Origin of the sequence: Yersinia sp. 22-579, from assembly GCF_030433455.1 — a bacterium.
Classification (GTDB): domain Bacteria; phylum Pseudomonadota; class Gammaproteobacteria; order Enterobacterales; family Enterobacteriaceae; genus Yersinia; species Yersinia enterocolitica.
In genome coordinates this window covers 275,875-297,619 of sequence record NZ_JAUJTZ010000003.1, presented here as the reverse complement: position 1 = coordinate 297,619, position 21,745 = coordinate 275,875, and the positions used below count along the sequence as shown (strand labels likewise).

Below are 21,745 nucleotides of genomic sequence, written 5' to 3'. Positions count from 1 at the left end.
TTATTATTTCTTCTGCTCGGCCAACTTCTGGCAAAGCTCTCCTAACGTCATGTCCGGATTTTCCATAAACATCTCTGCGTTCAGCGTGGCACTGAATTCGCGCTTTGCCAGCACCATCAGTTCGACATAATCCAGACTGTCGAGTTTTAACTGGTACAGTGGCATCTCTGGTGACAGTGCTGACATTTCCAGGTCTTTGGCGTCACACAACATTTCACATACGGTGTCATAAACTTGTTGATACTTTTCCATGGTCTTATCCTTTTTAATGCGCGGCTAACGGCCACGTTTTCAATGTTACTGCTGTGGTAATTAATGGCCCTAAGTCGGAACGGGCCGCAATAGACGCGCGCAATACCCAGCCATCGGTAGGGTTTCCGACAATCAGTGTCGGTTCGATGGCGTAGTGCAGTGCACTGCGGACAAATACATTTGGATGATTGATGCGCAGCAAATCTGTACTGAAATGCACATCGTGGTGAGTCTGGATAACCGGCACCGACTTAAAAATATCAATCAAAGTTTCAGCTTCAATCCCCGGTAACACTTGTTTAGCCGTAGCCAGTGTTTGCGGCGCAACGACCAATAGCTTGAACAATAAGGCATCGAAAAAACTCCAACATTCAGCCGGTTGTGATGCATCACCCAGGAATTGCTGGCTGAACTGGAAAACGTCATCCGCAGATAAAGAAACCCATTCAGTGCCCGTTTGCACCAGTGCCGGCGCACTGCGCAGTTTGCCGGTAAAACAACTTTCACCGCTGCCAATATCCATCAGATTACCGCTCACCTGCCCTGCCACTTCGCTGAGTTGCAGTTGATACGAGGTATGACACTGTACCGGCTGACGTAAGCGGGCGTTAAAACGCAGGAATTCAACCTCCGGCAAAAGCGGTAATAACGCCGTACTGAGTTGATATTTGATATCCAGCATGGCGCGCATACCGTGAACAGTCAGTTGCTCCTGACCAAGATGACGTGCGTGTTGCAGGTCAAAATGGATGGGGTTGTAATCACCGGAAAATTCAGCCCAACGCTCGGCGTCGTTGAGGCTGTAGTGGTAGTTAAATGTCGAGTTCATACTTAATCCAACCCGATAACCAATGCGGCATTCGCACCACCAAAACCGAAGCTCAGGTTCAGCGTATTGCGCAAGGTTTTTGGCCGATGCCCTTCACTGATGTAATCAAGGTCACATTGCGGGTCAGCATTTTTCAGATTACAGGTCGCGGGCATCATCTGATGTTCCAGCGCTTGCAGGCAGATAATGGATTCAAAGCTACCCGCCGCGGCAATCAAATGCCCAGAATAGGATTTGGTACTCGACAGTGGTGTGGTATAGGCCGCTGCACCAAAGGCTTGCTTAATAGCTTGGGTTTCATTCAGATCGTTAAGCTGAGTCGAGGTGCCGTGTAAGTTGACATAATCAATCTCATCGGCGCTCAAACCCGCTTGTTGCAAGGCGTGCTTAATGGTTTTCACCCGCGCCACTTTGTCTTCTGCCGGGGCAGTGAAATCAAACGCATCAGAATAGTTACCGTAGCCTTTAATTTCGCCGAGAATGTTAGCACCACGGGCAATCGCGCCGTCACGCTCTTCCAGACACAGCACCGCCGCGCCTTCGGATAACACAAAACCGTTTCGGTCCAAACTGAATGGGCAACTGGCTTTGCTGGCATCTTCCTGTTCGCGCGCCAAAGCACCCAAAATATCGATATTCCATACTGCCGCATTACTGCGCAGAGACTCACCCGCCCCTGCCAGCATCATGACGGCTCGCCCGCTGCGGATAATCTCAAATGCATCACCAATGGCTATGGTGCCGGTGGCGCAGGCGGCAATCGGAGAGTTCTGATAACCGCGCAATCCCCAATACAAGCTACATGCTGCGGTACCCGCATTCGGCATCGATAAGAAACAGCCAAACGGGGTACCCAACCCGGTTTCCAGATAACCTTCATAGTTATCATGGGTTTCATCCTGCCCTGCCCAGCCGCTACCGATGATAGTGCCGCAATCGAGTAAATCGTAATAATCCGCGACAGATTTCTCAGCGAATGCCATCGTCATGGCCTCTCGTGCGGCGGCCAATGCCAGTCGGGCATAACGCGGCAGGCGACGACGTATTGCGGCAGGGACTGATTTCATATTAGGTTCGGCCTCCAGCAGACCAAAAAAGCGCGACTTGATCCCCTGCGCGGATTTATCGTAATAACGATAGCCCAATTTATAATCCATAATAGCTTCCCAGCTTTGCTGCGCAGTCATGCCCATCGGGGTCACACTACCGTACCCAGTGACAACCACCCGGCGCTGTTTAACTGTATTTGTCATGATTTAATTCCTTTACTGTCCCTGCTGTTATCAACACCACCACCTAACGCCAACCACAATTTCATGGTGGCATTCAGATAGTTATATTGAAGTTCGAGCAAACTGGTTTCACTGGTTAGCAGGGCATCCTGCGCATCCAGTAAGGTCTGAAATGAAACGGCACCTGCCTGGTATTGGCTATTAGTCAGCGTTAACCGCCGCTGACTCAGTTGTAGGTTCTGCCACTGATTCTGTTTTTGCTGCTGATAGCTCAGCCGTGCCGTCATGGCGTCATCGACATCTTTAAGAGCGCTATAAACCTTGCTGCGAAAATCCACAGCGGCCAATTTCACATCTAATTTTGACTGGTCAATGGTGAGTTGCACGGTGTTCCACTGTAAGAAAGGCAACGCACTGTTGGCACTGAGTGTCCGGCTCGGGTTGCTAAACCATTGTGAAAACACCGCACTACCGGCATCCAATGTCGCTCCCAGTGAAAGTGTCGGGTAGAAATTCAGTTGCGCTACATCGGAGCCAGCCAATGCCGCACGCAAGCGCCACTCGGCCGCCTGCACATCTGGCCGCTGAGCAATAACCTGTAGTGGCACACTGTTTGCTATCGCGACTTGTTGTTTTAAATCCAATGATTGGCGTTCGGCCTGGCGATAATCCGGGGCGCGGTTAAACAGTAGTGCCATGGCATTACGCGCAGCTTCCCGTTGTTGCTCAAGGCTTTGATATTGATTTTGCCTATCCAGCAGAGTTTGTTGCGCCTGCAATAACTCAATTTCACTGGCATCACCCGCCGCCAGCCGTGAACGCACAATGTTGAGCGTATCTTGCGAAATAGCTAACGCCGCCTGTTGGTAGCCCAACTGCTGATTGAACTTAGCAATCTGCCAATAGAGATCCGCGGTGGTGCCAATCAGTGACAGCGCCGTTTCCTGTCGGTCCTGCTCGGTGGCATTCGCCAGCCACGCAGATTGTTCACGGGCGCGGGCCAGTTTTCCCCACAAGTCCAGCTCGTAACTCAGCCCAAGCGAGGTGCTGTAGCTCTCGCGCGGCTGAGTATTTTCATTAAGCGATCGAGTGTTGCTGCCCGCGCCGGTCAAGGTGACGTTCGGTGTCATGTTGGTATTGGTCAGCCCTGCCGTCAGGCGTGCCTGTTGCAACTTAAGACCTGCGGCGGCCAAATCATTATTACTGACCAACATGCGACTGATGCTGTCCGACAGTTGAGGATCGTCAAAATTCTCCCACCAATGCACACTATGATGTAGGTAACCGCCCCCGGAATCTTTCACTCGCCACTCAGCGGGAACTGACAACATCGGTCGCTGATATTCGCTTTTCAGTAATGCGCCACAGCCCATAAGCAGTAGGCTTATCAGTAATATTGAAAGTTTAATCATCAATCTGGTCATTCTCGTGCCAATGCCTCAGTCGGATGCAAACGAGCGGCATTGCGCGCCGGGAAAAAGCCAAATCCCAACCCGATAAGCGCGGAGAAACTGCAAGCCAACACCAACGGCGGCCAGGTGAAAATCATAGTGAACTCTTGGGTAACCCACGAGAAGACCACCCCGGCCAGCGCCGAACCGACGATCCCAATCAGGCCGCCGAGGGTACAAATCACCACAGCTTCAATCAGGAACTGGGTCATGATGTCACTTGGACGAGCACCGACCGACAGACGAATACCGATCTCATGGGTGCGTTCAGTCACCGACACCAACATGATATTCATCACACCAACTCCGCCCACCAGCAGCGAAATAGCGGCAATCGAGGTGATCAGTAGTGTCATCGAGTCAGAGGTTTTTTGAATGGCCTTACTCATCTGGTCATTGCTCAGAATGAAAAAATCGCGCTGACCGTGGGCACTTTCCAGTAACTTCTCAACATCGCGCTGCACATTATTCAGGTTGTAACCTTCGCGCACCCGCACAGCTATTGACTCCAGCGGAATGTCACCTGAAATACGCTCGGTGAGTGAGGTATAAGGCATCCACGCGGCCAGTAACCCGCCAAAAGATGAGCCACCGCGCTTGGCGACACCGATCACGCGCAAGGGAATACCATCGAGCTGAACAATCTCGCCTAGTGGATTTTGCCCGGCAGCAAACAGCGTATCGCTAAGTTCGGGTTGCAGGATGACGACCGGCTCACGCGCATTGACGTGGCTATGGGTAAAACTATCACCCACAGAAAAATTCAGCCCTTTCACCTGAAAGAATCCGTTGCTAACGCCAGAAAGCGACACCATCACTTGTTTGTCGCCCCGCACCGCGGCGACCATTTTGCTCACCACTGGGGACAGGCTATCGACATAAGGTTGCTGGCTCAGTAGCTCAATATCGGCCTGCGAGAGCGCGCGCTCAAAATCCGGGCGCGGTTTATCCCAACCAAGCCCTGGGCGAATGTCCAGATTGCTGGTTCCCAATTGGCTAATTTCATTGAGAATTTCCTGACGAGCACCTTCGCCCACCGCCATAGAGGACACCACCGAGGAAATGCCGATAATGATGCCAAGCATTGATAAAAAGGCGCGAATTCGATGCCCTAACAGGGCGCGCCAGGCCATTTTTATCGCTTCTCTAACACTCAACCACCAGTGCGGCCGGCCGGTGGCAACCGGAGCAGGTAATGCAGCCTGAATCGCGCTGCTCTCTATTGCCTCATTAGTTCGATCGGCAATAATTTCTCCGTCGCTAATTTCGATAATGCGCTGCGCCTGATTGGCAATATTGCGGTCGTGGGTCACGATAATAATGGTGTGGCCGGACTGATGCAGACCATGCAAAATGCCCATCAGTTCCTGACCACTGCTGCGGTCGAGCGCACCAGTAGGTTCATCGGCCAAAATAATACCGGCACCATTCATCAAGGCCCGGGCAATGCTCACTCGCTGCTGCTGCCCACCTGACAATTGTGCCGGTTTGTGCAACAAATGCTGCCCCAGACCCAGACGACGCAACAGATACACCGCACGCTCATGGCGTTCAGTGGCGGTCATTGCGGTATAAAGCGCCGGGATAACTACATTCTCAGTCGCAGTTAAATACGTCATCAGGTGATAGCGCTGAAAAATAAAACCGATGTACTGGCTGCGTAATTGCGCCAATTGTTCACTGCTGGCCTGCCGTGTCGGGATATGATGAATCGACATCTCGCCCTGTGTGGGCTTATCCAAACAGCCGATGATATTCATTAGTGTCGATTTACCGGAGCCAGAAGCACCAATAATTGCCACCATTTCACCGCTGTGAATCGACAATGAAATATTCTTGAGCACCGCTACGGATTCTGCGCCAGAAGCAAAATGGCGATAGATCCCCTTGAGTTGAATCAATGGATTATCGTGTGCGCCAGTGGGGTGAACGGCATTAATGTTCATTGCTGGCTCCCGCTGGCGTTCCCAGCAACAGCACTTGGTCGCCCTGCGCCAGCCCTGCTTTCACCTCGGCATACTGCGCATTACGCAGGCCAACAGAAACCCAGCGCACTGACGTCTGTTTGCCATTGATAATCTGCACCCGATAGCGCTTATCGGGTTGTTGCTCACCCAACGCAGACAGTGGCACTCGCAACACATTTTTTGCCTGCGCGGTGATAATGAATACCTGCGCAGTCATTGATGTGCGTAATAGCCGCTCTTGGTTGGCAATGTTGAATATGCCGTTGTAATAAACCGCAGAAGGTTGCTGGCTGTTCGCTGAGCCAGAACTGTCTTCGCGCAAACTTTCAGCCGACGCTTCCTGAATAGCATCCATCCGGCTGTCATAGCGACGCTCGGGGTCAGCGACCACATAGAACCACAAGGGTTGTCCTACACTGACTTTGAGAATGTCGGTTTCTGAAATACGGGTGTGTACCGTCATGGTATCGACATTCGCCAGCACCAAAATGGTCGGTGCAGTTTGAGAGGAAACAATGGTTTGCCCCTCTTTAGTAACAATGCCCAGCACTTCACCGTCAATCGGCGCCATGATGCGGGTAAAGCCCAGATTGGCTTTTGCTGTTTCCATCGCCATTTGGCTTTGCACAATTTGCGCTTCATTTACATGTAATTGCGCTAGCTGGCTGTCATATTGCGCTTGTGCTTTTTCCAGCGCACTTTTCACGCCAGAACCTTCTTTTGCCAAGGTCTGTTGGCGGCGGAACTCGAGCAGATACTGGCGTAACAAGGCCTGACTGGCCTGCTTCTGCGCCTGCGCGCTCTGTAATTCAGCTTCCGATTTACGTAATTCGTTTTGCTGCAAAGTCGGATCTATCTCAGCCAACAATTGACCACGGGTCACGCGATCTCCCTGTTTGACATACAGTTTGGTTAGCTGCCCGTTCACCTGCGCGCCCACATTGACCTGCAATGAAGGTTTTAAACTGCCGGTTGCCATGACATTCCGTTCGATATCACCGCGCCCAATGGTTTCAGTTAACTGCGGCACATCCTGCTGACTATCCGAGATCGACAACGCAGTGACGCTGCTGATAATCAGCAACGAAACAATAAACAGCACCAGCATGAGCTGATGTTTCTTATTTTTCAGGTTGATACGCATCAGCTAACCGCCACTGGCGTCAGGCGACTTGAGGACACCGGTTGAGCATGGCGCACCAATTGGCCGTCGTTTAAGCGGAAAACACAGTCAAACATCGGTAACACACTTTCGCTGTGGGTCACGGTTATCAATGTTTTCTGATAGTCACGGCAGTGAGTGAGCAGAGTCTGCATCACCTGCTGAGCGGTTTCTTCGTCCAGGTTGGCCGTGGGTTCATCCAGGACCAATACCGGACAATCGCTGTACATAGCGCGAGCCAGTAATAACCGCTGACGTTGCCCCAATGAAAGCGCGGCGTGACTTTCGCGCACCAGCGCGTTGAGGCCACCGGGTAATTTTTCGATGACTTGCGTTAATTGCAGCCCTTGCAATGAGCGTTCGATACGTTGGTGCTTATCAGTATCCAAATGCCCATCAAACAAAGTGATGTTTTGTAATACCGACGCATTAAACAGAATGTCTTCCTGACTTTGCAGAAAGAACAGAGCATGTGCTTGTTGGAAATCAACAGTTTCGCCATCGACCAATACCTGCCCTTGCTGTGGTGGCATCAATCCTGCCATCACTTTTAGCAAAGTACTTTTCCCGGCACCGGACTCGCCGATAATTGCCACACTTTGCCCGCGCGTCAGGGACAGCGATAAATCACACAATACCGGCTGGCTGGCATCGTAGGCGAAGCGAATGTTCTGATAGACCAATTTCTGCGTAAATGTCGGTGGTGCGGTCGGAATGGATGAACGCTTTTCCGGAGGTGTAGACTGCCCGGCCGGAAACAGGTCGCGCGCGCGGATATCAATAACGTGCAACTGGTTTTTCTGCAAAATCGCATAGAAAATCTTGGTGATATAGGAGGTGAAAATCTCGCGCACAAAGCTATAGGCGAAGAACTCACCCAGACTCAGTGTTCCCTGCTTCAACAGCGGCAAAGCCAGCAGCATAAAGAACACCATTTCCAGGCTGCCAATCAGCTGATACAGGCTATTTTTAACCTGATCGTAGATTTTCTTCTGCTGCAACGTCGTGAATAACGATAGCGCCAGTCCAGCAAATACCCCCTGGCGCTGGCTGGATAAACCGGCCGATTTAATCGTGGAAAAACCCTGAATGGTTTCCAGAATAAAATCACTTTGCTCGGCACTTTTGACCTGCAACTGCTGGGTGTAGTAGCGGTCACGGTAGATAGCCCAAATACTGATAAGGCCCATCAACATGACACCAATCGCAGAGACCATCGCCAGTAGTGGACTCATGTAGCACATCACAGCCAGCGCGATGGCACCGATTATCCAATCGGTACGCAGACCGTTATCCAGCTCGATTTTTTGCGTTGCAGCCATCTGCCAGTTAGAGAACCGGCTAAAGATGTCACCCGGCGCTCGCTTATCAAAGAAGTTCAGCGAGTGACTGAGCAAGCGAGAGAAACCCGCGACACTGTTAAGCACCACAAAGTGTTTAATATAACGCTCGGTGATATATCGCACGCAAAAAGCGAGTGATGTAGAGACCACAAAAGCCAGCAGAAAATAGAAATAGGGAAAATCTTTATCGCCCGCAGAAGAGAACACATCATTGATGGCGCTGCTGACCATGGTCGGCATAATAAACAGTGTCAGCGAGATCAAAAACGCCAACGTCATCAGCCAATAGATACCGCGGACACTGGCGGTTTCTTTCAAACTCATGCAATCGAGCGCACTGAGTCGCTTGCTGTGTTCAATATTTTTCAGCGCGTCAGGTGAAGCGGGCGTTTCCGGGTCCAGTACCAGCGCATAACCACTGATTTCTGCTTTCAGTGCATCCAGCGGCAGTAACTGCTGCCCGATAGCCGGGTTCATGACACAGACATAGTTACCTTTACGATACGCCAGCAGCACATAATGGCTGGCACCATAATGCAAGATGGCTGGCAGCGGTAAGGCCGACAGCTCCTGATGCTCAAACACCACCGGATAAGCCGGTATTGCCAACTCAGATAAAATAGTACAAAGCGTGGCCAGTGATGTGCCATGCCCAGAGGCAGGATAACGCTCACGCAAGCTTTCCAGCGGCGCATTGATGCCTTGCGTCTGTGCCAGCATCGCAATACAGGCCAAACCACATTCATTGGTTTCGCTTTGAAATACTAGCGTTGGGATTATCTTTTCCATTTTCTACTATTCTTCGTCAGTGACATTATTCGTTTATAAAAAATAACGAATGTGAGTGCCATAACAGCCAATCTTGTGGATGCTGCGTCAAGGATGTTTCAATCAATTCAGGCAATTTATTTTTCACTTCCCGCGCGCTAAGCGCAGGATAGATATGTATTTTTATTTCGTTGTCGTAATACAGATAATAAAAAACCACCTGCGCTGACAATGCTCTGGCAAGGCGAACGATGCCGCTGTGTAAATTGGCTGGGCGGTTAAACAGTTGGCAGGCCATTTTTGCTGTTTCTGCTGGCTGATTATTAACGGTGTAGTCCGGCGTAATATCCGGAAAAATCATAATATTTCGCTTATGATCAGCCGCTTCCATGATGGCATCCATCAGGTTACCGGCAATGGCACGGCTATCAGCATGAATGGAACAATAGGAAATATTTACACCACCCATTTGCCGCGCCTGCTCTTCATAAGCCTCAGCGCTGGCAGAAACGACTACGGTCGCCTGACCCGGATAAACATTCGCACCCACCATGCCAGCCAGCACATCTGACACCATATGCAATGGTGCCAAAATAACCGGAGAACCGGCGTCATGCAGCGCACTAACCTGACCATCTAACTGTTGGGTACAGGCGGCTAACTGGGCTAAAACTTGCCGGTTTTGACCATAAGTTGCCGCCAATTCCAACACCTGACGGCGCTGTGCAGTACCCATAAAATCCTGTGCTGATGGGCTAGTTTGACCATTGAGCAAACAGTGGCTGTTGGCCGCCGCCACTCGCGCCAGATTCTTCTGACGCCGCGAAGCCAAACCGAAAGCCCGGCGCAAAGCACCGAGCATCAGCAAGAAACGATAATCACCGTGCCGTAACAGCCAGATAGCTACCTTGACCTGCCCGCGAGCAAATAAGCGCCCACTAAAAGCCAACTTATCGAGCTGATTTCGCCAGGCAAAATAACCCCATACGGCTAGCAGTCTCATTATTTCTCCAGCGCCTTATCGTGCTCGAGTAATGACAAGAGGTGATCCGAGAACGCTGGGAATTCCCTGTCCTGCAACGCTATCCATTTTTTGCCAACAATAAAGGTTGGAGTTGCATCTATCTTGTAATGCGCAGTCACTGCCGTCATATAGGAAATTAACGCTTTAACTTCAGCGGACTGGCTCACTTGCTGATATTTAGCCACATCAATGTCATTGGCTTTTAGCCAGGTTTCGAGTTGGCTGTTATCACTCAAGTCGATGTTGTCGTCGAGTACCGCTTTGTAAGCACTTTGACGATGTTGCGGCTCAATACCCATCACCGATAAGGAGGCAAAAATAGGCGCAAAACGCCCCAAGCCAGTGGTTTTATCACTGCTGATATGCAAGCGGATAAAACGAGTCCCTGCTGGCATGCGGTTTTCTAATTGGCTGACATTCTCTTCATTGATGGCGCAGTAGTGGCAGCCATAAGAGAAGATCTCAATAATGCTGTTATCGTCTTTGATTGGGCTGTTTTCAATGTCACTGCTGCTGACAGAGAATAAACTTTCTTGTGCATCCTGATTGAGGACGAAATAGTGGAAATAGGCCGTTGTTATCAATGAAGAAATAAGGATAACCAACAGTGTGTAGCCTATAAAGAATCCCTTACTCCTAAACATATTTTTTTCAGTAGACATCGTCAGTTTTATTCACAATCAGAGTTAAGGTAAGACATAAAAAATCAAACGATATTTATGCCCGTGAAATAATTTTATAATATTCAATTAATGCGAAAATTCTTGAATTTAAGCATCAGTGACACTTTTAAAAAATAAATCAGGCAAGTATAGAAATCCCTCCCGCACTTGCCTGGGATACGATTAAATATCGATAGAAATTAACGAATATTTAATTAACGACAGTTAGCAAGATTGCTAGGTGTAGAAGTTGAGCTTAATACTTTACCGTGTTTATCAGTACAAGTAGTGACTGCCATGCAAGTTGCAGTTGTACCGCTAGTCTGCCACTGGAAAGTATCTTTACACGTTTTACCTGTACCGCCAACGATTGTATTGGCAACTGCCATGCTCATTTTTTTCATGAGAAAATTCCTTAAAATAAAAATTTATAATCTATTTATTTAATAGACCATTGAAGTGCGCGTTTCACTTTCAGGCGAAAACCAAATACCCAATCAATCTAACGCAATAGCTTTATACTATATCAGTGCAATGTATTACAACCAAAAAAATAACATTTATTTTATTTTAAATAATATAGAAATAAATGTCATAGGAGCTCACTGCCATATATATGACAGTAAAACAACCCACTCATGAATATAAAAATAACGAATTATAAATGCTATTTCATACTCATAATAATCATGCACTCAGATAATGAATGCATGTAATTCTGCATTTAGAAATAGGACATAATAATAACTCCACTACCACTAAATGTTCCTGCGTCCGGCAAGGCGGGCGCATGAAGTGTTGACTCAATCGGGAAAGAAGTATTACCGATGTTTGCCGTTACCGTGACGCCATTGGCTAAGTCTTGCCCTGATACTTTTAATGTGGACGTCAGATTGCCATTTTGCCCCAGGTTAATACTTTTAGCCCCTACCAGGGTTAATTTCACAGATGTTCTGACAGTACAATTGAGCGTCAGCGGTTCACTTTTTATTGCACCATCAACACTTTGCTGATTAAGCGAACCGTAGTTGATATAAACATCACCGGTAATATCACAAGTTTCCGGGGTCGGAGGAACTGCACCACAATAGGAACCAGGTATCAGATTGCCGCTAAAGTTTAAATCGCCCGCCCCTTGCCAATATAGAATGCCAAAACAGGTATTTGACGAACTCAAGACCGGGGTCGTGGTGCTCCAACTTCCAGAAGCACCATTGCGACTAACAAACGCATCTCGCATGGTTTTCGCTGTTGCTCCTTGAGAAACAACCACTCGCGTTGATGCCGCACTCGGGTTAAGGCACCGCTCAGCTTCAAGACTGGAGTAGTGACAGATAGCCACAGAGCAAGATGAGGAGGTACAAAGTACGTTGGTCAGTTCCTCACTTGGCCAGGAGAATGTTCCGGTATATTGACCACCTATTCGCGTTTGGGTCGAAACCCAGGCACTGGCTTGGCTATAAAGCGGAAATAAGAACAGCACGCAAGCGATTAGCCAGCAATATTTATAACGAAATTGCATATTAGGCTGTGTCATTCGTTTAGGTTCCATTGTCTCTATCTGCATATCTGCACTTAAGCGGATGATAATAAGTTTCAGCGTTAACATATTTGTATTGAAATAAAATTAGTAAGATGTTCTCATTAATAATATTGCAGGTTAAATGTTGCGACTGCACTGAACTCACCGCGTTTAATGGTACGTTGAGTTATCGCATCCGGCTCCCCCCGAACATAAGCTTTCAAGGTAATAATATTATTACCTGTATCAAGTGCGATATCGTCACTCGATTGATTTAGATACAACGGTTTTCCTGCCAATGTTTCAAGACCAATAGCGATTCCCATATCACTACTGTCAACTGCCAACAATCCGGGTAAATTAACACTATCATTACCCGTAAAAATAATATTGGCAGTTGTACCTAAGCTGACATCACAATCGACCAAATGTATTTGAAACTGTTTTCCTAACGTTCGTTGATTCGAATATAAGTATTTATCAACGACAGTGCCAAAATTTAAACTAATAGCATCATCACCCGGACGAATCGTACAAGGCTCAGCAACTAATGCGCCATGAAAACGCATATTATCAGCGGCCAATACCGGCACAGCCCCAAAAACATTCAGAATAAGAATACTTAAAATAGTTTTTACGGCGCGCATCAGCAGATTTAAATTAGTCATCATTTGATCCTATTGATAATCCACTAATAATGTAGCAGTAGCCTCAAAGCTTCCTTCGCTTAATGTTGATCCAGTAGCCTTAACCGGCACAGCTTTAAGTTCCGGTGGGTTATTTTTGTCATAGGCCACACGGGTATTAAGCGCAAAAGGAATACCATTTTTCAATATGCGAATTCCCAGATGCTGAACATCGGTTTGTATCGCTGCGGGATCAAATGTTGTCACGGAAGCACTGACAATCGTGATACCTAATTCCAAGCTGCTACTGACTGTTTCGCATGTCACGCTATAAGGCACAGTCTGGGTATAATTGATGCCATCAATCTTGTTCACACCCAAATTTTCCCCGAAAGGTACATCTATCGTGCTGCCACCATTAATCACGCAGGGTGGAGGATTAATTAATGTGCCGGAGAACAGCATGTTGTCAGCATAGGCAAACGAGCTACCGAGAGCTAGCACCACCGCAACGACCCCACCGGATATCAATGCGTTAATTTTCATTACTGGTACTCCACAACCAGAGTCGCTGTGCCGGAAAAATAGCCCGTACTCAACGTTGCATTGGTTTGTTTGACCGGTACCGCCTGCAAGACAGGAACATTCGGATAGGTAAAATTGGATGCAGTATTCAGTGGAAATTCCTGCCCATTACGTATCAACTTGATCCCCAGAGCTGCATTACTCGTTTTCAGAACACGGGTATCAAAATTGGCTCCATTGCCCATGATGCTTAATTTCAATGCATTAGAGGCAGCCGAAGTACAGTTCAACGTATAATTCACCGGCTTCATATATTGAACACCATCAATATTTGAGGTCAGAACAGTATCGCCAAAATCAACATTGATCGTGTTGTTACTATTAATCACACAAGGTGGCGCGGCAAAAATAGTGACCGAGACATTGACCGTCGCAGTCTTATTCAATGCCCATGCCGGGCTACTTAATAATGTTACGATGGCTGTCACCCCAATCATGGCCAGCCGGGTCACTACTCCCCTACAATTAACAGCCATCGCATCTTCCTTTTTCGTCATTCAGCCAGACATCCGCCCAGTCTTATTCTTATGCGTCGTAGCGGAATACGCTGTTACTTGATACTTTCCACCACAGAACACGTGCTACCCGTACAGCCAAAGATCAGTTTTGGGCGACCACCGAAATCGTTGACATAAGTCAGCACTGGCTTGCTACCTAATGCCGCCGCACTCACATCCAACATGCCCTGCGCTTTTGGTGCAATCATCAGCGGCTTGAAACCTGCTGCCGTTTTGCCGGTTTTGCTCTCACTGGCATCGACCAGCGTGATGTAATACGGCGTCGGGTTATTAACCTGATAGCGATCACCCTGACGAGTCAGCTGTAACTTCTCCTGCCAAGGTGTCGACATATCAGCCTTTTGTGGCACGATGCCCGCAGGGCGGTAGAAAAGTTTGATGCGCGTTTGCAAAGCAATCTGCAAAGTATTGGGCTTGTCCGACCGTGGTGGGATTTCGCGCAGGTTAAAATAGAACAAGGTTTCCCGGTCTTGCGCCAACTGATTCACCGCAGGCAAACTTTGTATTTTTAACTGGCTCATCGCGCCCGGCTCTACCCGCTGAACCGGAGGAACGACCGTCAACGGTGAATTGATTTTGTTACCCTGCTCATCTTCAATCCATCCCTGCGCCAAATAAGGTAATTCCTTATTCTGGTTGCTGATGTTCAAGCTGATCGACTTATCGCCCCCATTAAGAATGGCCCGGGTTCTGTCCAGTGCAATCGCTGCTGTTGCTTGCTGAGTCATCAGTGCCGTCACCAAAATGGTGGTGATACGCAATTTGTTATTCAATTTCATTACTTTTTCTCTCAAATTAATGTTGTCAGAACCTGGCGGTAACTCACTTTTTCGCTTATCTGAACGGGCACTGACCCGCAGGTTTATGACAAAGTACCCGTCACGGTGAAAACAGGCAGATCGTAAAGACGCCGTCAACCCATCCCTAGGGGCTCGAGCCGCGCCGTCCCTGGCGCGGACGCTTTACTCTTCTACCTGTCCTTACCTTGCAAGATCGAGTCGTTGGGGTTTGTCAGCAGCCTGAGGTTCATTACTAAACCTTTCTACTGTGATATCTGAGGTTTATCCCCCGTGGCTATTGGCTGGCAAGGCAACAGTAGATTCGCCAGTATTGCTGGAGAAAGAGCCTTCGGTAAGGTGATGCTGCATTGCGCCTCACCATTCCAACGCACTGACATGGTTTCACCCGCTTTGATCCCACTGAGATAAGTGGAACCATCGTCGTTAACAATACCGGTCTCTTGCTGATTTTCATTTAATACGGTGGCCCCAAATGGCGGTGATGTGCCATCTGCCATACGTATCATCGCCATCGCCTTTTCGCCGGAAATCACATTAAAGCGGCGATAACCAATAGCACCTTCGGTCAGTGTGACCTGTGCTACGGTACCTCTGGCTTCAACATCGTCAGCCAGGTTATCGATATCAATACTGGCCCGATTGCGGTAATAGCTATTCACATCACCGACTACCGCTTTACCAAACTGATTGGTGCGTATTGATGAGCCATATCCCTGAACCGGAACGCCAGATACACCTTGGGTATCCAGTAACAATCGGGTGCCGCCGAGGGTATTCACCCGATGTAGAGCACCGCCTTCAGCTGTAATAGTTGCGCCGCCCTGAATACCTAAACCAACGGAAGAGTATTGCCCCTCCTGATAACTGGCATTGGCGTTAATATCCGCACTATTCCCGATGTGGTTGTAGTTACCACTAACTAACACGCCGCTACGTGCTACCCCGGTATTGATCTGGTAGTTGTTGTGAGCATCCAGACGATCGGTATAGCCCACTCGCTGACTATGTTCACTGCCACTTACCGTCGCGCTATAACTGATGGTTGCGCTGTTACCAAATGGCATCGACATGGACAAATACACGCCATCGTCATTACTTTCGTTATAGCGGTTACGGTAAGCAGAGAAGGTCAAACTGACATTTTTCACTTTACCGATATCAAAATAACGCGAGAGTGCCAGGTTATAGCGGTCATTCGCCGAGCGATCCCAATAGGTCTGATGGCTATAGTTCAGATACGCGCTCAGCCCCAAATCCTGAAATTGTTGGTTAAAGCTGATGGTGTACATCTCTTTATTGCCACCCACGTCATTGTTGCGATAACGCGCGTCGAGATATTCACTCATACTCATAAAATTACGTTCAGAGAAGCGATAGCCAGCAAACGTTACCTGACTGCCTGTTTCCTGAAAATTTTTCGAATAGTTGACTCGATAAGAGCCACCGCTCAAAGAGCCTTGCTCGGGTAAAGTTGCCCATGATTGGGTCATATCAACCGACACCGCACCAAATTCCATCAAGTCACGGCCAATCCCCATAGATGCCGCTTGATATTCGTTTTCACCACTCATCGCGCCACCAAACAGTGACCAACCACTGTTGATCCCCCAGGAGAATTCCCCGGTGCCAAACATTGGCCCTTCCGCCCGATGCCCGATATCCGAAGGCTTACCGGCAGCGATACGGTAACGCACCATTCCGGGGCGGGTCAGGTAAGGAATACTGGCGGTATTCACTTGAAATTGTTGAACTTGCCCGTCAAGTTCCTCTACCCGCACATCCAGCGTCCCAGAGACAAAACTGTTCAAGTTCTGAATACGAAAAGGGCCGGCAGCAACCAGCGTTTCACTCAACACACGCCCTTGCTGACTGACAACTACCCGCGCATTGGTACGAGCAACACCCGTAATTTCAGGGGCATAGCCACGTAAATTTGGCGGTAACATATTGTCATCCGTCGCCAGGCTAGCGCCGTTAAAGCGGAAGCTGTCAAAGATGGATGAATTCAGAAAATCTTCCCCTAACGTCAACTTTGCTCCCAGACTCGGGATAGCTCGATAAGCGTAATAACGGCTCCAATCCCATTGGCGCTCAGTCGATGAACCCGATGATTGGTCAACACGCATCTGCCAGTCAGCACGAAATCTCCAGGCACCCAGGTTAGCGCCGGTGGTCCCGTTGCCGCTTAACGTATTGTTATTGGTATTATTCGTTTCCTGGCGGTTCAATTGCCCTAACAAGTTGTAATCGAACAACACACCAGGAATACCCTCCTCCCAGCGAGAAGGCGGATCCCAATCCGGTTCGCTATATTCCAGCCAGGCTTGCGGCACACTCAAGTACAGCGATGACTTCGCCAAATCACCTTCCACGGTCAAGCCGGGTAAACTGCTAATATCCAGACACTCCCCATCACGCGACCAGGTCAGCTTTTTGAAGCTATCCTCTTTCAATGCCAACAACTCGATTAACTGGGGTGTTAAACACGCCTCGCTTTTTTTTGCATCTTTTTCTGAGACGTAAAACACAATCGGCTGTTCGCTAAGCTCCTGTTTGTTCATGCTAACCAACAAGTTATAATTCCCAGGCATGATGTAGCCGCGTTGGGAGAACTGGCTCAGGTCAAAATTAGCGCGATCCTTGGTATCCAATACATCGGTATTAAACTGAATGTCATCGCTGGCCAACACACCATAAGCATTGCCACTTAATGCAACTGCAATCAAAATTCGCAATAAATCACGACGGGCAAAACCGGAGGTGATGGAACGAGCGGATACCATGAGATATGTCACCTTACTCATTGAAATCAGTAATAATCCAATTTGAAACGAACGCTAGAATGATAAGTTCCAGCACGCAACGTCTTGCCATTGCCCACTAACCGCAGGGCATAATTGAGTTTCATCTCAGCAGGGATAATATTGATCTCCGGTGATACCACCCCGGGATTCGAAACATTGCCTTTATCATCAATGATTTGCATTGCCACTCCCTCGGCGTCACCATTAACCGCAAAATTATTACCGTCCGCAGCACCATCAAATGTCACAACAAAATGCTGCTGGTTCGACTTGTCTGGATCTGGGTGAACTATCGTGCAATCGAGCAAGCGGATCGCAAACGGGTGCTCATCCCCGACACCGTTCTGAACTAACTGACCGATAGGGAAAATCGCCATATCAATCGTCTGTTCCAGACTGCCGGGATCTATCGCACAAGCAGTATCAGTAATACTTCCTTCCATACTCACGCGGCCCCAATCTGTCTTCATGGGGTCTGCCATTACCGACAAACTCAGCAATGACGCCATCAGTAAGGAAGGAGGCACTATTAAAAAAAATGACCTGGACATAAATCACCTAGCTCATCCAATACGTCTCTTTTTCAAGAGAAAAAGACATGCGGATTTTCCGCATGTCCAATTAGAAAAGAGTGACTTATTGGTAAGCCAGGGTGAAGTCAGCAACACTTGAGAAGCTGCCTGGTTTGATAGCGTCAGATGCAGTGCTGCCCTGCAGGTAAGCAGAGAATGCCAAGGTGTTGTTACCAGTAACCAGAGTCTGCTGCTCAGTCGCAGTACCCAGAGTAATAACAGAACCAGTACCATCGACGATCGCAATACCAGCACCTTCAGCTACACCAGTGATACCCAGCAGGCCAGGTACTGCTGCTGATTCTGCACCGCCAAAGGTGGTGGTTACAGTTTTCAAAGTTGTGGTGTCACAGTTTTCCAATTTGATTTTGAAATCATGTGCCGATGATTTGCCGCCATTTTGCAGTGCCACGTTAGAGATCTGGCCCATTTCAACAGTCTGCGCATCTGAACCTGCTGCGATTGAGCAAGGTGCATCAATGATTGAACCATTAAAAGTCACAGTACCTTGGCCTTGATCAGCCGCGTTAGCCATAGAAGCAAAACCTAATACCAGACCAGCAGCCAAGATAGTTTTATTCAGTTTCATTACGTGATTCCTTTATACACAATTAAAATTTGCCCGCTGAATTACCTTAATAAAATCAAAGTAAATGCCGCATCGAAGTAGTTTTAAAAATATAAATCCATACGGTTTTTTATCGATTAAATACGAGAAAATAAACCGCCAACAGCCTAGAGCCATAAAGTTGAAATGGAGGAATTGAGAAATTCCTACATCTTAAGAAAGAATTTAAATAACGATAGAGCCCTTTTGTTCGATGCAGATAATACAAATATAACGTCATGGTTCATAGTCATTTAATTCAAAGCGTCAAAATTCAGAGTGTTTAACTTAATTGGCTAATTTAAAACAATAATATCGATAACTTTGATCGATAAACATTGCACCTTCGACATATAGCTCTAAAAAAAAGAACAAATCGACAGATTAGATCGCTAAAAGTCTATTTTTCAAAATTAATTATTGATTATTCCATAAGTCAAATTATAATCGAGATTAAATCCTTATAAGTCTAACGGTAAAAGCAGGAAAAGCTTAGCTATATTACATACAAACCTTGTCGCTTCTTTATTTAATTCAAATGTACGTGATATCTTATCACACAAAAATACAACATAACGTGCTGAATTTAATGAGTATTTATACTCTTGATAAAGTTGTCATTTGAAATATAAAGAAATGTCTTTATAAAGTTAAATAAAATAATTATTAGCCTAAGTATTTTCTTCTAATTGTTAAATTTATTCGCACTAATTTTGACGATGAGAATAAGAATTATAAAAGCCATATGAAATAAATAAGAAGATAGAATATCACTTGTATGAATAGTCTTTTTATTTGTAGGAAATTTCCAATTAATATGTAGGAAATATAAACACAGCAATAAGAATATTAGAAATTAAAAATAAGATACTCTTAAAACTTAAATCACATGAGGAATTAATCAATGAAACCTAAGGACCAACGTAAAGAAGAAGTTATGGGTATATTGGAAGAATACTGTCATGCTCTTAAAGAACAGTTCAGCGAATCTCCACCTCCTGTAATCAATTGGCCAAAAACAAGAGAACTTGCTGATAAAGCACAGCTGGATATTTACACTGCAAGGTTAGTATTAATGAAGTTGGTCGATGAAAATCGAGTAAAAATGTCAGAAACTAAAGTGATGAATTCATTACGCTGGTTTATTGCTTATCCAACTGAAAAATAAAGATAATCGCTCTTATTGAGTATTTATGACTCACGATACCGAATAGCCCGCTAACGATCGAGCCGGTATTGCCATGTCTAAAAAACAGCAACCAATTGAAAATAATGAAATTACTATCTTTACCATCCATAAAACCGACACTTTCAGTGCGCAAAGTTAACCTCATTGTTTTGCTGCTCATGGCCGTTACATTTATCTCCATGCTGCACTATGAGGTAAATCGAGGCGGCTCCGGACTACATCTTCCTCATAACATCATCATCTGGGCCATGATTGCGTTGCTGGTGATGACACTCTATTGGCTACAAAGTGAAGAACCCCATGTGGTGACCTCTCCGGGCAAGCTATGGCTACTGATTGGCGCACTGATGATAACGCTTCCTGGATTGTGGCCTGCATCATTACAACATGTCGGAGCCTGGTTGCCACGTGTACTCGGTTTGTGGGGCGGAATAATTCTGCTACTGGGGTTGTTTCGGCTGAAATTAAGCTCTACTACGCGGCAGGGCTGGCTGTTACTGATACTGTTGTCTGCTTGGGTGCAGGCCACGTTAGCATTACTGCAATGGTTTGTTTTTACGGCGGATAACTGGATGGAGTTTGATCCTGCCCAACGCCCTTATGGCATATTCCAGCAAGTCAATGTTCTGGCTAGCTATTTGGCAACCGGTTATGCCATCGCAGCCTATCTGTTTATGGTTTCAAGCTACCGTGTCATAAGAATCATAAGCACCCTTACGCTACTGGTTTTCCCCGGCATGTTATTGCTATTGCAATCAAGGATTGGCTGGGTCGGAGGAGTAACAACCTTATTATTGCTTTCTCTCTATTACTGGCGTCAGCGGAAAATGGCCTGGTTATGGCTATGCAGCCTGATCAGTCTCTTGGTCGCTGCTTATCTGCTGGAGCAGATGATCGGCGGCTCGCTGGTATCCAAAGAGGGGAGTAATAAAGAGCGCTGGTTAATACTCGAATACACCTGGCTCATGATACGACAACAGCCGTGGCAAGGCTGGGGTTATGGTAGCTTTGAGTCTGCTTTTGCCCAAAAGCTGATACAAAACATAGGCGTGCCTACCCCCTTTTCTTTTCCTTCTCATCCCCATAATGAAGTGCTTTATGGCTGGGCCGAGGGCGGCATTGTGGCACTGGTGGGGATGCTGGTATTAGCTATCGGATATATAAAACCGCTTTTGATTCAGCCCAAGGTTGTTTTCCCTCTCTGGGTGCTAACTTTACCGATAGCGTTGCATCTGATGACCGAACTCCCTCTTTATCAATCTGCCGCGCATTGGTTGGTGCTGATTTTATTGGGCCGATTGATGGTTCCAGAACATATATTGATATCAAGGCCGCTTCCCCCATCTCATTGGCGGCGCTGGCTGCATGGCATTGTTGTGCTATTAGCCTGTTGCACCTTGCTATTTATGATTACGGGCTTTAAAACTGGCCGAGTACTGACACTGAGTGAAAGAAGTGGTTTGGTTAACATGCAGCCATTAGACAACCTGGTAAATCCTTATATACAGTGGGAAAGATACCAATATATTCGACATATCAATCTGTTGCTGCAATTTAACCACAATCCCGATCCGGCATTACTGAGCCAGTTCAGAGTATGGGCTGAGCAATACATTCAATTGCACAATGATCCTAATGTTTATCAAAGCCTTATCATGATTACCCAGTATCAGAATGACCTGATACAAGCCAATCACCTGCGCCAGATAGCTCATACACTGTTCCCCGAAAACCTTGCATTCAGGTAGAACCAACCCCATCCGTAGAGAGATAGCTGTATGGCCCCTTTGTTCTGGGGCTAATCTGCCTTGTTTGCGAGTCGTCTCGAGTTT

The 21,745-nt window shown here is 47.3% G+C and carries 20 protein-coding genes; 2 read left to right on the top strand and 18 right to left on the bottom strand.

What is annotated here, in order from left to right:
* Positions 1-3: 3 nt before the first annotated feature.
* The 18 genes from QSV56_RS05400 to QSV56_RS05315 form a co-directional block, all read right to left on the bottom strand.
* Positions 4-252 (bottom strand): acyl carrier protein, encoded by a 249-nt coding sequence (locus QSV56_RS05400; RefSeq protein WP_019080420.1) that lies wholly within the window; start codon positions 250-252, stop codon positions 4-6.
* A gap of 13 nt (positions 253-265) precedes the next feature.
* Positions 266-1,081 carry a MaoC/PaaZ C-terminal domain-containing protein gene (locus QSV56_RS05395; RefSeq protein WP_019083912.1) on the bottom strand — a complete coding sequence of 272 codons (816 nt, stop codon included), beginning with the start codon at positions 1,079-1,081 and terminating at the stop codon, positions 266-268.
* A 2-nt stretch (positions 1,082-1,083) separates the two neighbouring features.
* The gene (locus QSV56_RS05390; RefSeq protein ID WP_046051543.1) at positions 1,084-2,334 is read right to left on the bottom strand and encodes a beta-ketoacyl-[acyl-carrier-protein] synthase family protein; all 1,251 of its coding nucleotides are present in this window, start codon (positions 2,332-2,334) and stop codon (positions 1,084-1,086) included.
* A complete protein-coding gene (locus tag QSV56_RS05385) occupies positions 2,331-3,737 on the bottom strand; it encodes an efflux transporter outer membrane subunit (RefSeq protein WP_050158646.1) in 1,407 nt (468 codons plus the stop codon). The genes QSV56_RS05390 and QSV56_RS05385 overlap by 4 nt, the downstream gene beginning before the upstream one ends.
* Positions 3,734-5,710, bottom strand: a complete 1,977-nt coding sequence (locus QSV56_RS05380; RefSeq protein WP_301211201.1) for an ABC transporter permease — start codon at positions 5,708-5,710, stop codon at positions 3,734-3,736. Before QSV56_RS05380 ends, QSV56_RS05385 begins: the two co-directional genes overlap by 4 nt.
* A complete protein-coding gene (locus QSV56_RS05375) occupies positions 5,700-6,875 on the bottom strand; it encodes an efflux RND transporter periplasmic adaptor subunit (RefSeq protein ID WP_050131939.1) in 1,176 nt (391 codons plus the stop codon). The genes QSV56_RS05380 and QSV56_RS05375 overlap by 11 nt, the downstream gene beginning before the upstream one ends.
* A complete protein-coding gene (locus QSV56_RS05370; RefSeq protein WP_050131938.1) occupies positions 6,875-9,025 on the bottom strand; it encodes a peptidase domain-containing ABC transporter in 2,151 nt (716 codons plus the stop codon). Before QSV56_RS05370 ends, QSV56_RS05375 begins: the two co-directional genes overlap by 1 nt.
* Before the next feature lie 25 nt (positions 9,026-9,050).
* Positions 9,051-10,007: an ABC transporter gene (locus QSV56_RS05365; protein ID WP_046051548.1), complete on the bottom strand. Its 957-nt coding sequence runs from the start codon at positions 10,005-10,007 to the stop codon at positions 9,051-9,053.
* Positions 10,007-10,633, bottom strand: a complete 627-nt coding sequence (locus tag QSV56_RS05360) for a DsbA family protein (RefSeq protein ID WP_219643760.1) — start codon at positions 10,631-10,633, stop codon at positions 10,007-10,009. Before QSV56_RS05360 ends, QSV56_RS05365 begins: the two co-directional genes overlap by 1 nt.
* 272 nt (positions 10,634-10,905) lie before the next feature.
* Complete coding sequence (locus tag QSV56_RS05355; RefSeq protein WP_032901952.1) at positions 10,906-11,094, bottom strand: DUF4762 family protein; 189 nt, start codon at positions 11,092-11,094, stop codon at positions 10,906-10,908.
* A gap of 320 nt (positions 11,095-11,414) precedes the next feature.
* A complete protein-coding gene (locus QSV56_RS05350; RefSeq protein WP_046695721.1) occupies positions 11,415-12,242 on the bottom strand; it encodes a hypothetical protein in 828 nt (275 codons plus the stop codon).
* 92 nt (positions 12,243-12,334) lie between these two features.
* On the bottom strand, positions 12,335-12,880 hold the full coding sequence (locus tag QSV56_RS05345; RefSeq protein ID WP_050157228.1) for a fimbrial protein: 546 nt from the start codon (positions 12,878-12,880) through the stop codon (positions 12,335-12,337).
* Between the two features lie 9 nt (positions 12,881-12,889).
* Complete coding sequence (locus tag QSV56_RS05340; RefSeq protein WP_046051550.1) at positions 12,890-13,384, bottom strand: fimbrial protein; 495 nt, start codon at positions 13,382-13,384, stop codon at positions 12,890-12,892.
* A complete protein-coding gene (locus QSV56_RS05335) occupies positions 13,384-13,899 on the bottom strand; it encodes a fimbrial protein (protein WP_046051551.1) in 516 nt (171 codons plus the stop codon). The genes QSV56_RS05340 and QSV56_RS05335 overlap by 1 nt, the downstream gene beginning before the upstream one ends.
* A gap of 74 nt (positions 13,900-13,973) precedes the next feature.
* On the bottom strand, positions 13,974-14,720 hold the full coding sequence (locus QSV56_RS05330) for a fimbria/pilus periplasmic chaperone (RefSeq protein ID WP_026018304.1): 747 nt from the start codon (positions 14,718-14,720) through the stop codon (positions 13,974-13,976).
* Between the two features lie 263 nt (positions 14,721-14,983).
* Positions 14,984-17,524, bottom strand: coding sequence for an outer membrane usher protein (locus tag QSV56_RS05325; RefSeq protein WP_046051552.1), 2,541 nt, complete (start codon positions 17,522-17,524; stop codon positions 14,984-14,986).
* A gap of 26 nt (positions 17,525-17,550) precedes the next feature.
* Positions 17,551-18,054 carry a fimbrial protein gene (locus tag QSV56_RS05320; RefSeq protein WP_046051553.1) on the bottom strand — a complete coding sequence of 168 codons (504 nt, stop codon included), beginning with the start codon at positions 18,052-18,054 and terminating at the stop codon, positions 17,551-17,553.
* Positions 18,055-18,181: 127 nt separating this feature from the next.
* Entirely contained in the window at positions 18,182-18,706 is a 525-nt protein-coding gene (locus QSV56_RS05315; protein WP_005163272.1) for a fimbrial protein, read from the bottom strand.
* 922 nt (positions 18,707-19,628) lie between these two features.
* Here QSV56_RS05315 and QSV56_RS05310 point away from each other — a divergent pair.
* Both QSV56_RS05310 and waaL-xs read left to right on the top strand, forming a co-directional pair.
* Positions 19,629-19,892 (top strand): FaeA/PapI family transcriptional regulator, encoded by a 264-nt coding sequence (locus tag QSV56_RS05310; protein ID WP_019080437.1) that lies wholly within the window; start codon positions 19,629-19,631, stop codon positions 19,890-19,892.
* Positions 19,893-19,996: 104 nt separating this feature from the next.
* Positions 19,997-21,661, top strand: coding sequence for an O-antigen ligase-like protein WaaL-xs (gene waaL-xs, locus QSV56_RS05305; RefSeq protein ID WP_301211179.1), 1,665 nt, complete (start codon positions 19,997-19,999; stop codon positions 21,659-21,661).
* Positions 21,662-21,745 lie beyond the last annotated feature (84 nt).

Excerpts from the sequence above, each read along its gene's own strand:
- QSV56_RS05345 (WP_050157228.1), bottom strand. The coding sequence starts at position 12,880 with ATGACTAATTTAAATCTGCTGATGCGCGCCGTAAAAACTATTTTAAGT.
- QSV56_RS05320 (WP_046051553.1), bottom strand. The coding sequence starts at position 18,054 with ATGGCGTCATTGCTGAGTTTGTCGGTAATGGCAGACCCCATGAAGACA.
- QSV56_RS05350 (WP_046695721.1), bottom strand. The coding sequence starts at position 12,242 with ATGGAACCTAAACGAATGACACAGCCTAATATGCAATTTCGTTATAAA.
- QSV56_RS05325 (WP_046051552.1), bottom strand. The coding sequence starts at position 17,524 with ATGGTATCCGCTCGTTCCATCACCTCCGGTTTTGCCCGTCGTGATTTA.
- QSV56_RS05315 (WP_005163272.1), bottom strand. The coding sequence starts at position 18,706 with ATGAAACTGAATAAAACTATCTTGGCTGCTGGTCTGGTATTAGGTTTT.
- QSV56_RS05395 (WP_019083912.1), bottom strand. The coding sequence starts at position 1,081 with ATGAACTCGACATTTAACTACCACTACAGCCTCAACGACGCCGAGCGT.
- QSV56_RS05330 (WP_026018304.1), bottom strand. The coding sequence starts at position 14,720 with ATGAAATTGAATAACAAATTGCGTATCACCACCATTTTGGTGACGGCA.
- QSV56_RS05335 (WP_046051551.1), bottom strand. The coding sequence starts at position 13,899 with ATGGCTGTTAATTGTAGGGGAGTAGTGACCCGGCTGGCCATGATTGGG.
- QSV56_RS05400 (WP_019080420.1), bottom strand. The coding sequence starts at position 252 with ATGGAAAAGTATCAACAAGTTTATGACACCGTATGTGAAATGTTGTGT.
- QSV56_RS05310 (WP_019080437.1), top strand. The coding sequence starts at position 19,629 with ATGAAACCTAAGGACCAACGTAAAGAAGAAGTTATGGGTATATTGGAA.
- QSV56_RS05365 (WP_046051548.1), bottom strand. The coding sequence starts at position 10,007 with ATGAGACTGCTAGCCGTATGGGGTTATTTTGCCTGGCGAAATCAGCTC.
- QSV56_RS05340 (WP_046051550.1), bottom strand. The coding sequence starts at position 13,384 with ATGAAAATTAACGCATTGATATCCGGTGGGGTCGTTGCGGTGGTGCTA.
- QSV56_RS05380 (WP_301211201.1), bottom strand. The coding sequence starts at position 5,710 with ATGAACATTAATGCCGTTCACCCCACTGGCGCACACGATAATCCATTG.
- QSV56_RS05370 (WP_050131938.1), bottom strand. The coding sequence starts at position 9,025 with ATGGAAAAGATAATCCCAACGCTAGTATTTCAAAGCGAAACCAATGAA.
- QSV56_RS05385 (WP_050158646.1), bottom strand. The coding sequence starts at position 3,737 with ATGACCAGATTGATGATTAAACTTTCAATATTACTGATAAGCCTACTG.
- QSV56_RS05375 (WP_050131939.1), bottom strand. The coding sequence starts at position 6,875 with ATGCGTATCAACCTGAAAAATAAGAAACATCAGCTCATGCTGGTGCTG.
- QSV56_RS05390 (WP_046051543.1), bottom strand. The coding sequence starts at position 2,334 with ATGACAAATACAGTTAAACAGCGCCGGGTGGTTGTCACTGGGTACGGT.
- waaL-xs (WP_301211179.1), top strand. The coding sequence starts at position 19,997 with ATGAAATTACTATCTTTACCATCCATAAAACCGACACTTTCAGTGCGC.
- QSV56_RS05355 (WP_032901952.1), bottom strand. The coding sequence starts at position 11,094 with ATGAAAAAAATGAGCATGGCAGTTGCCAATACAATCGTTGGCGGTACA.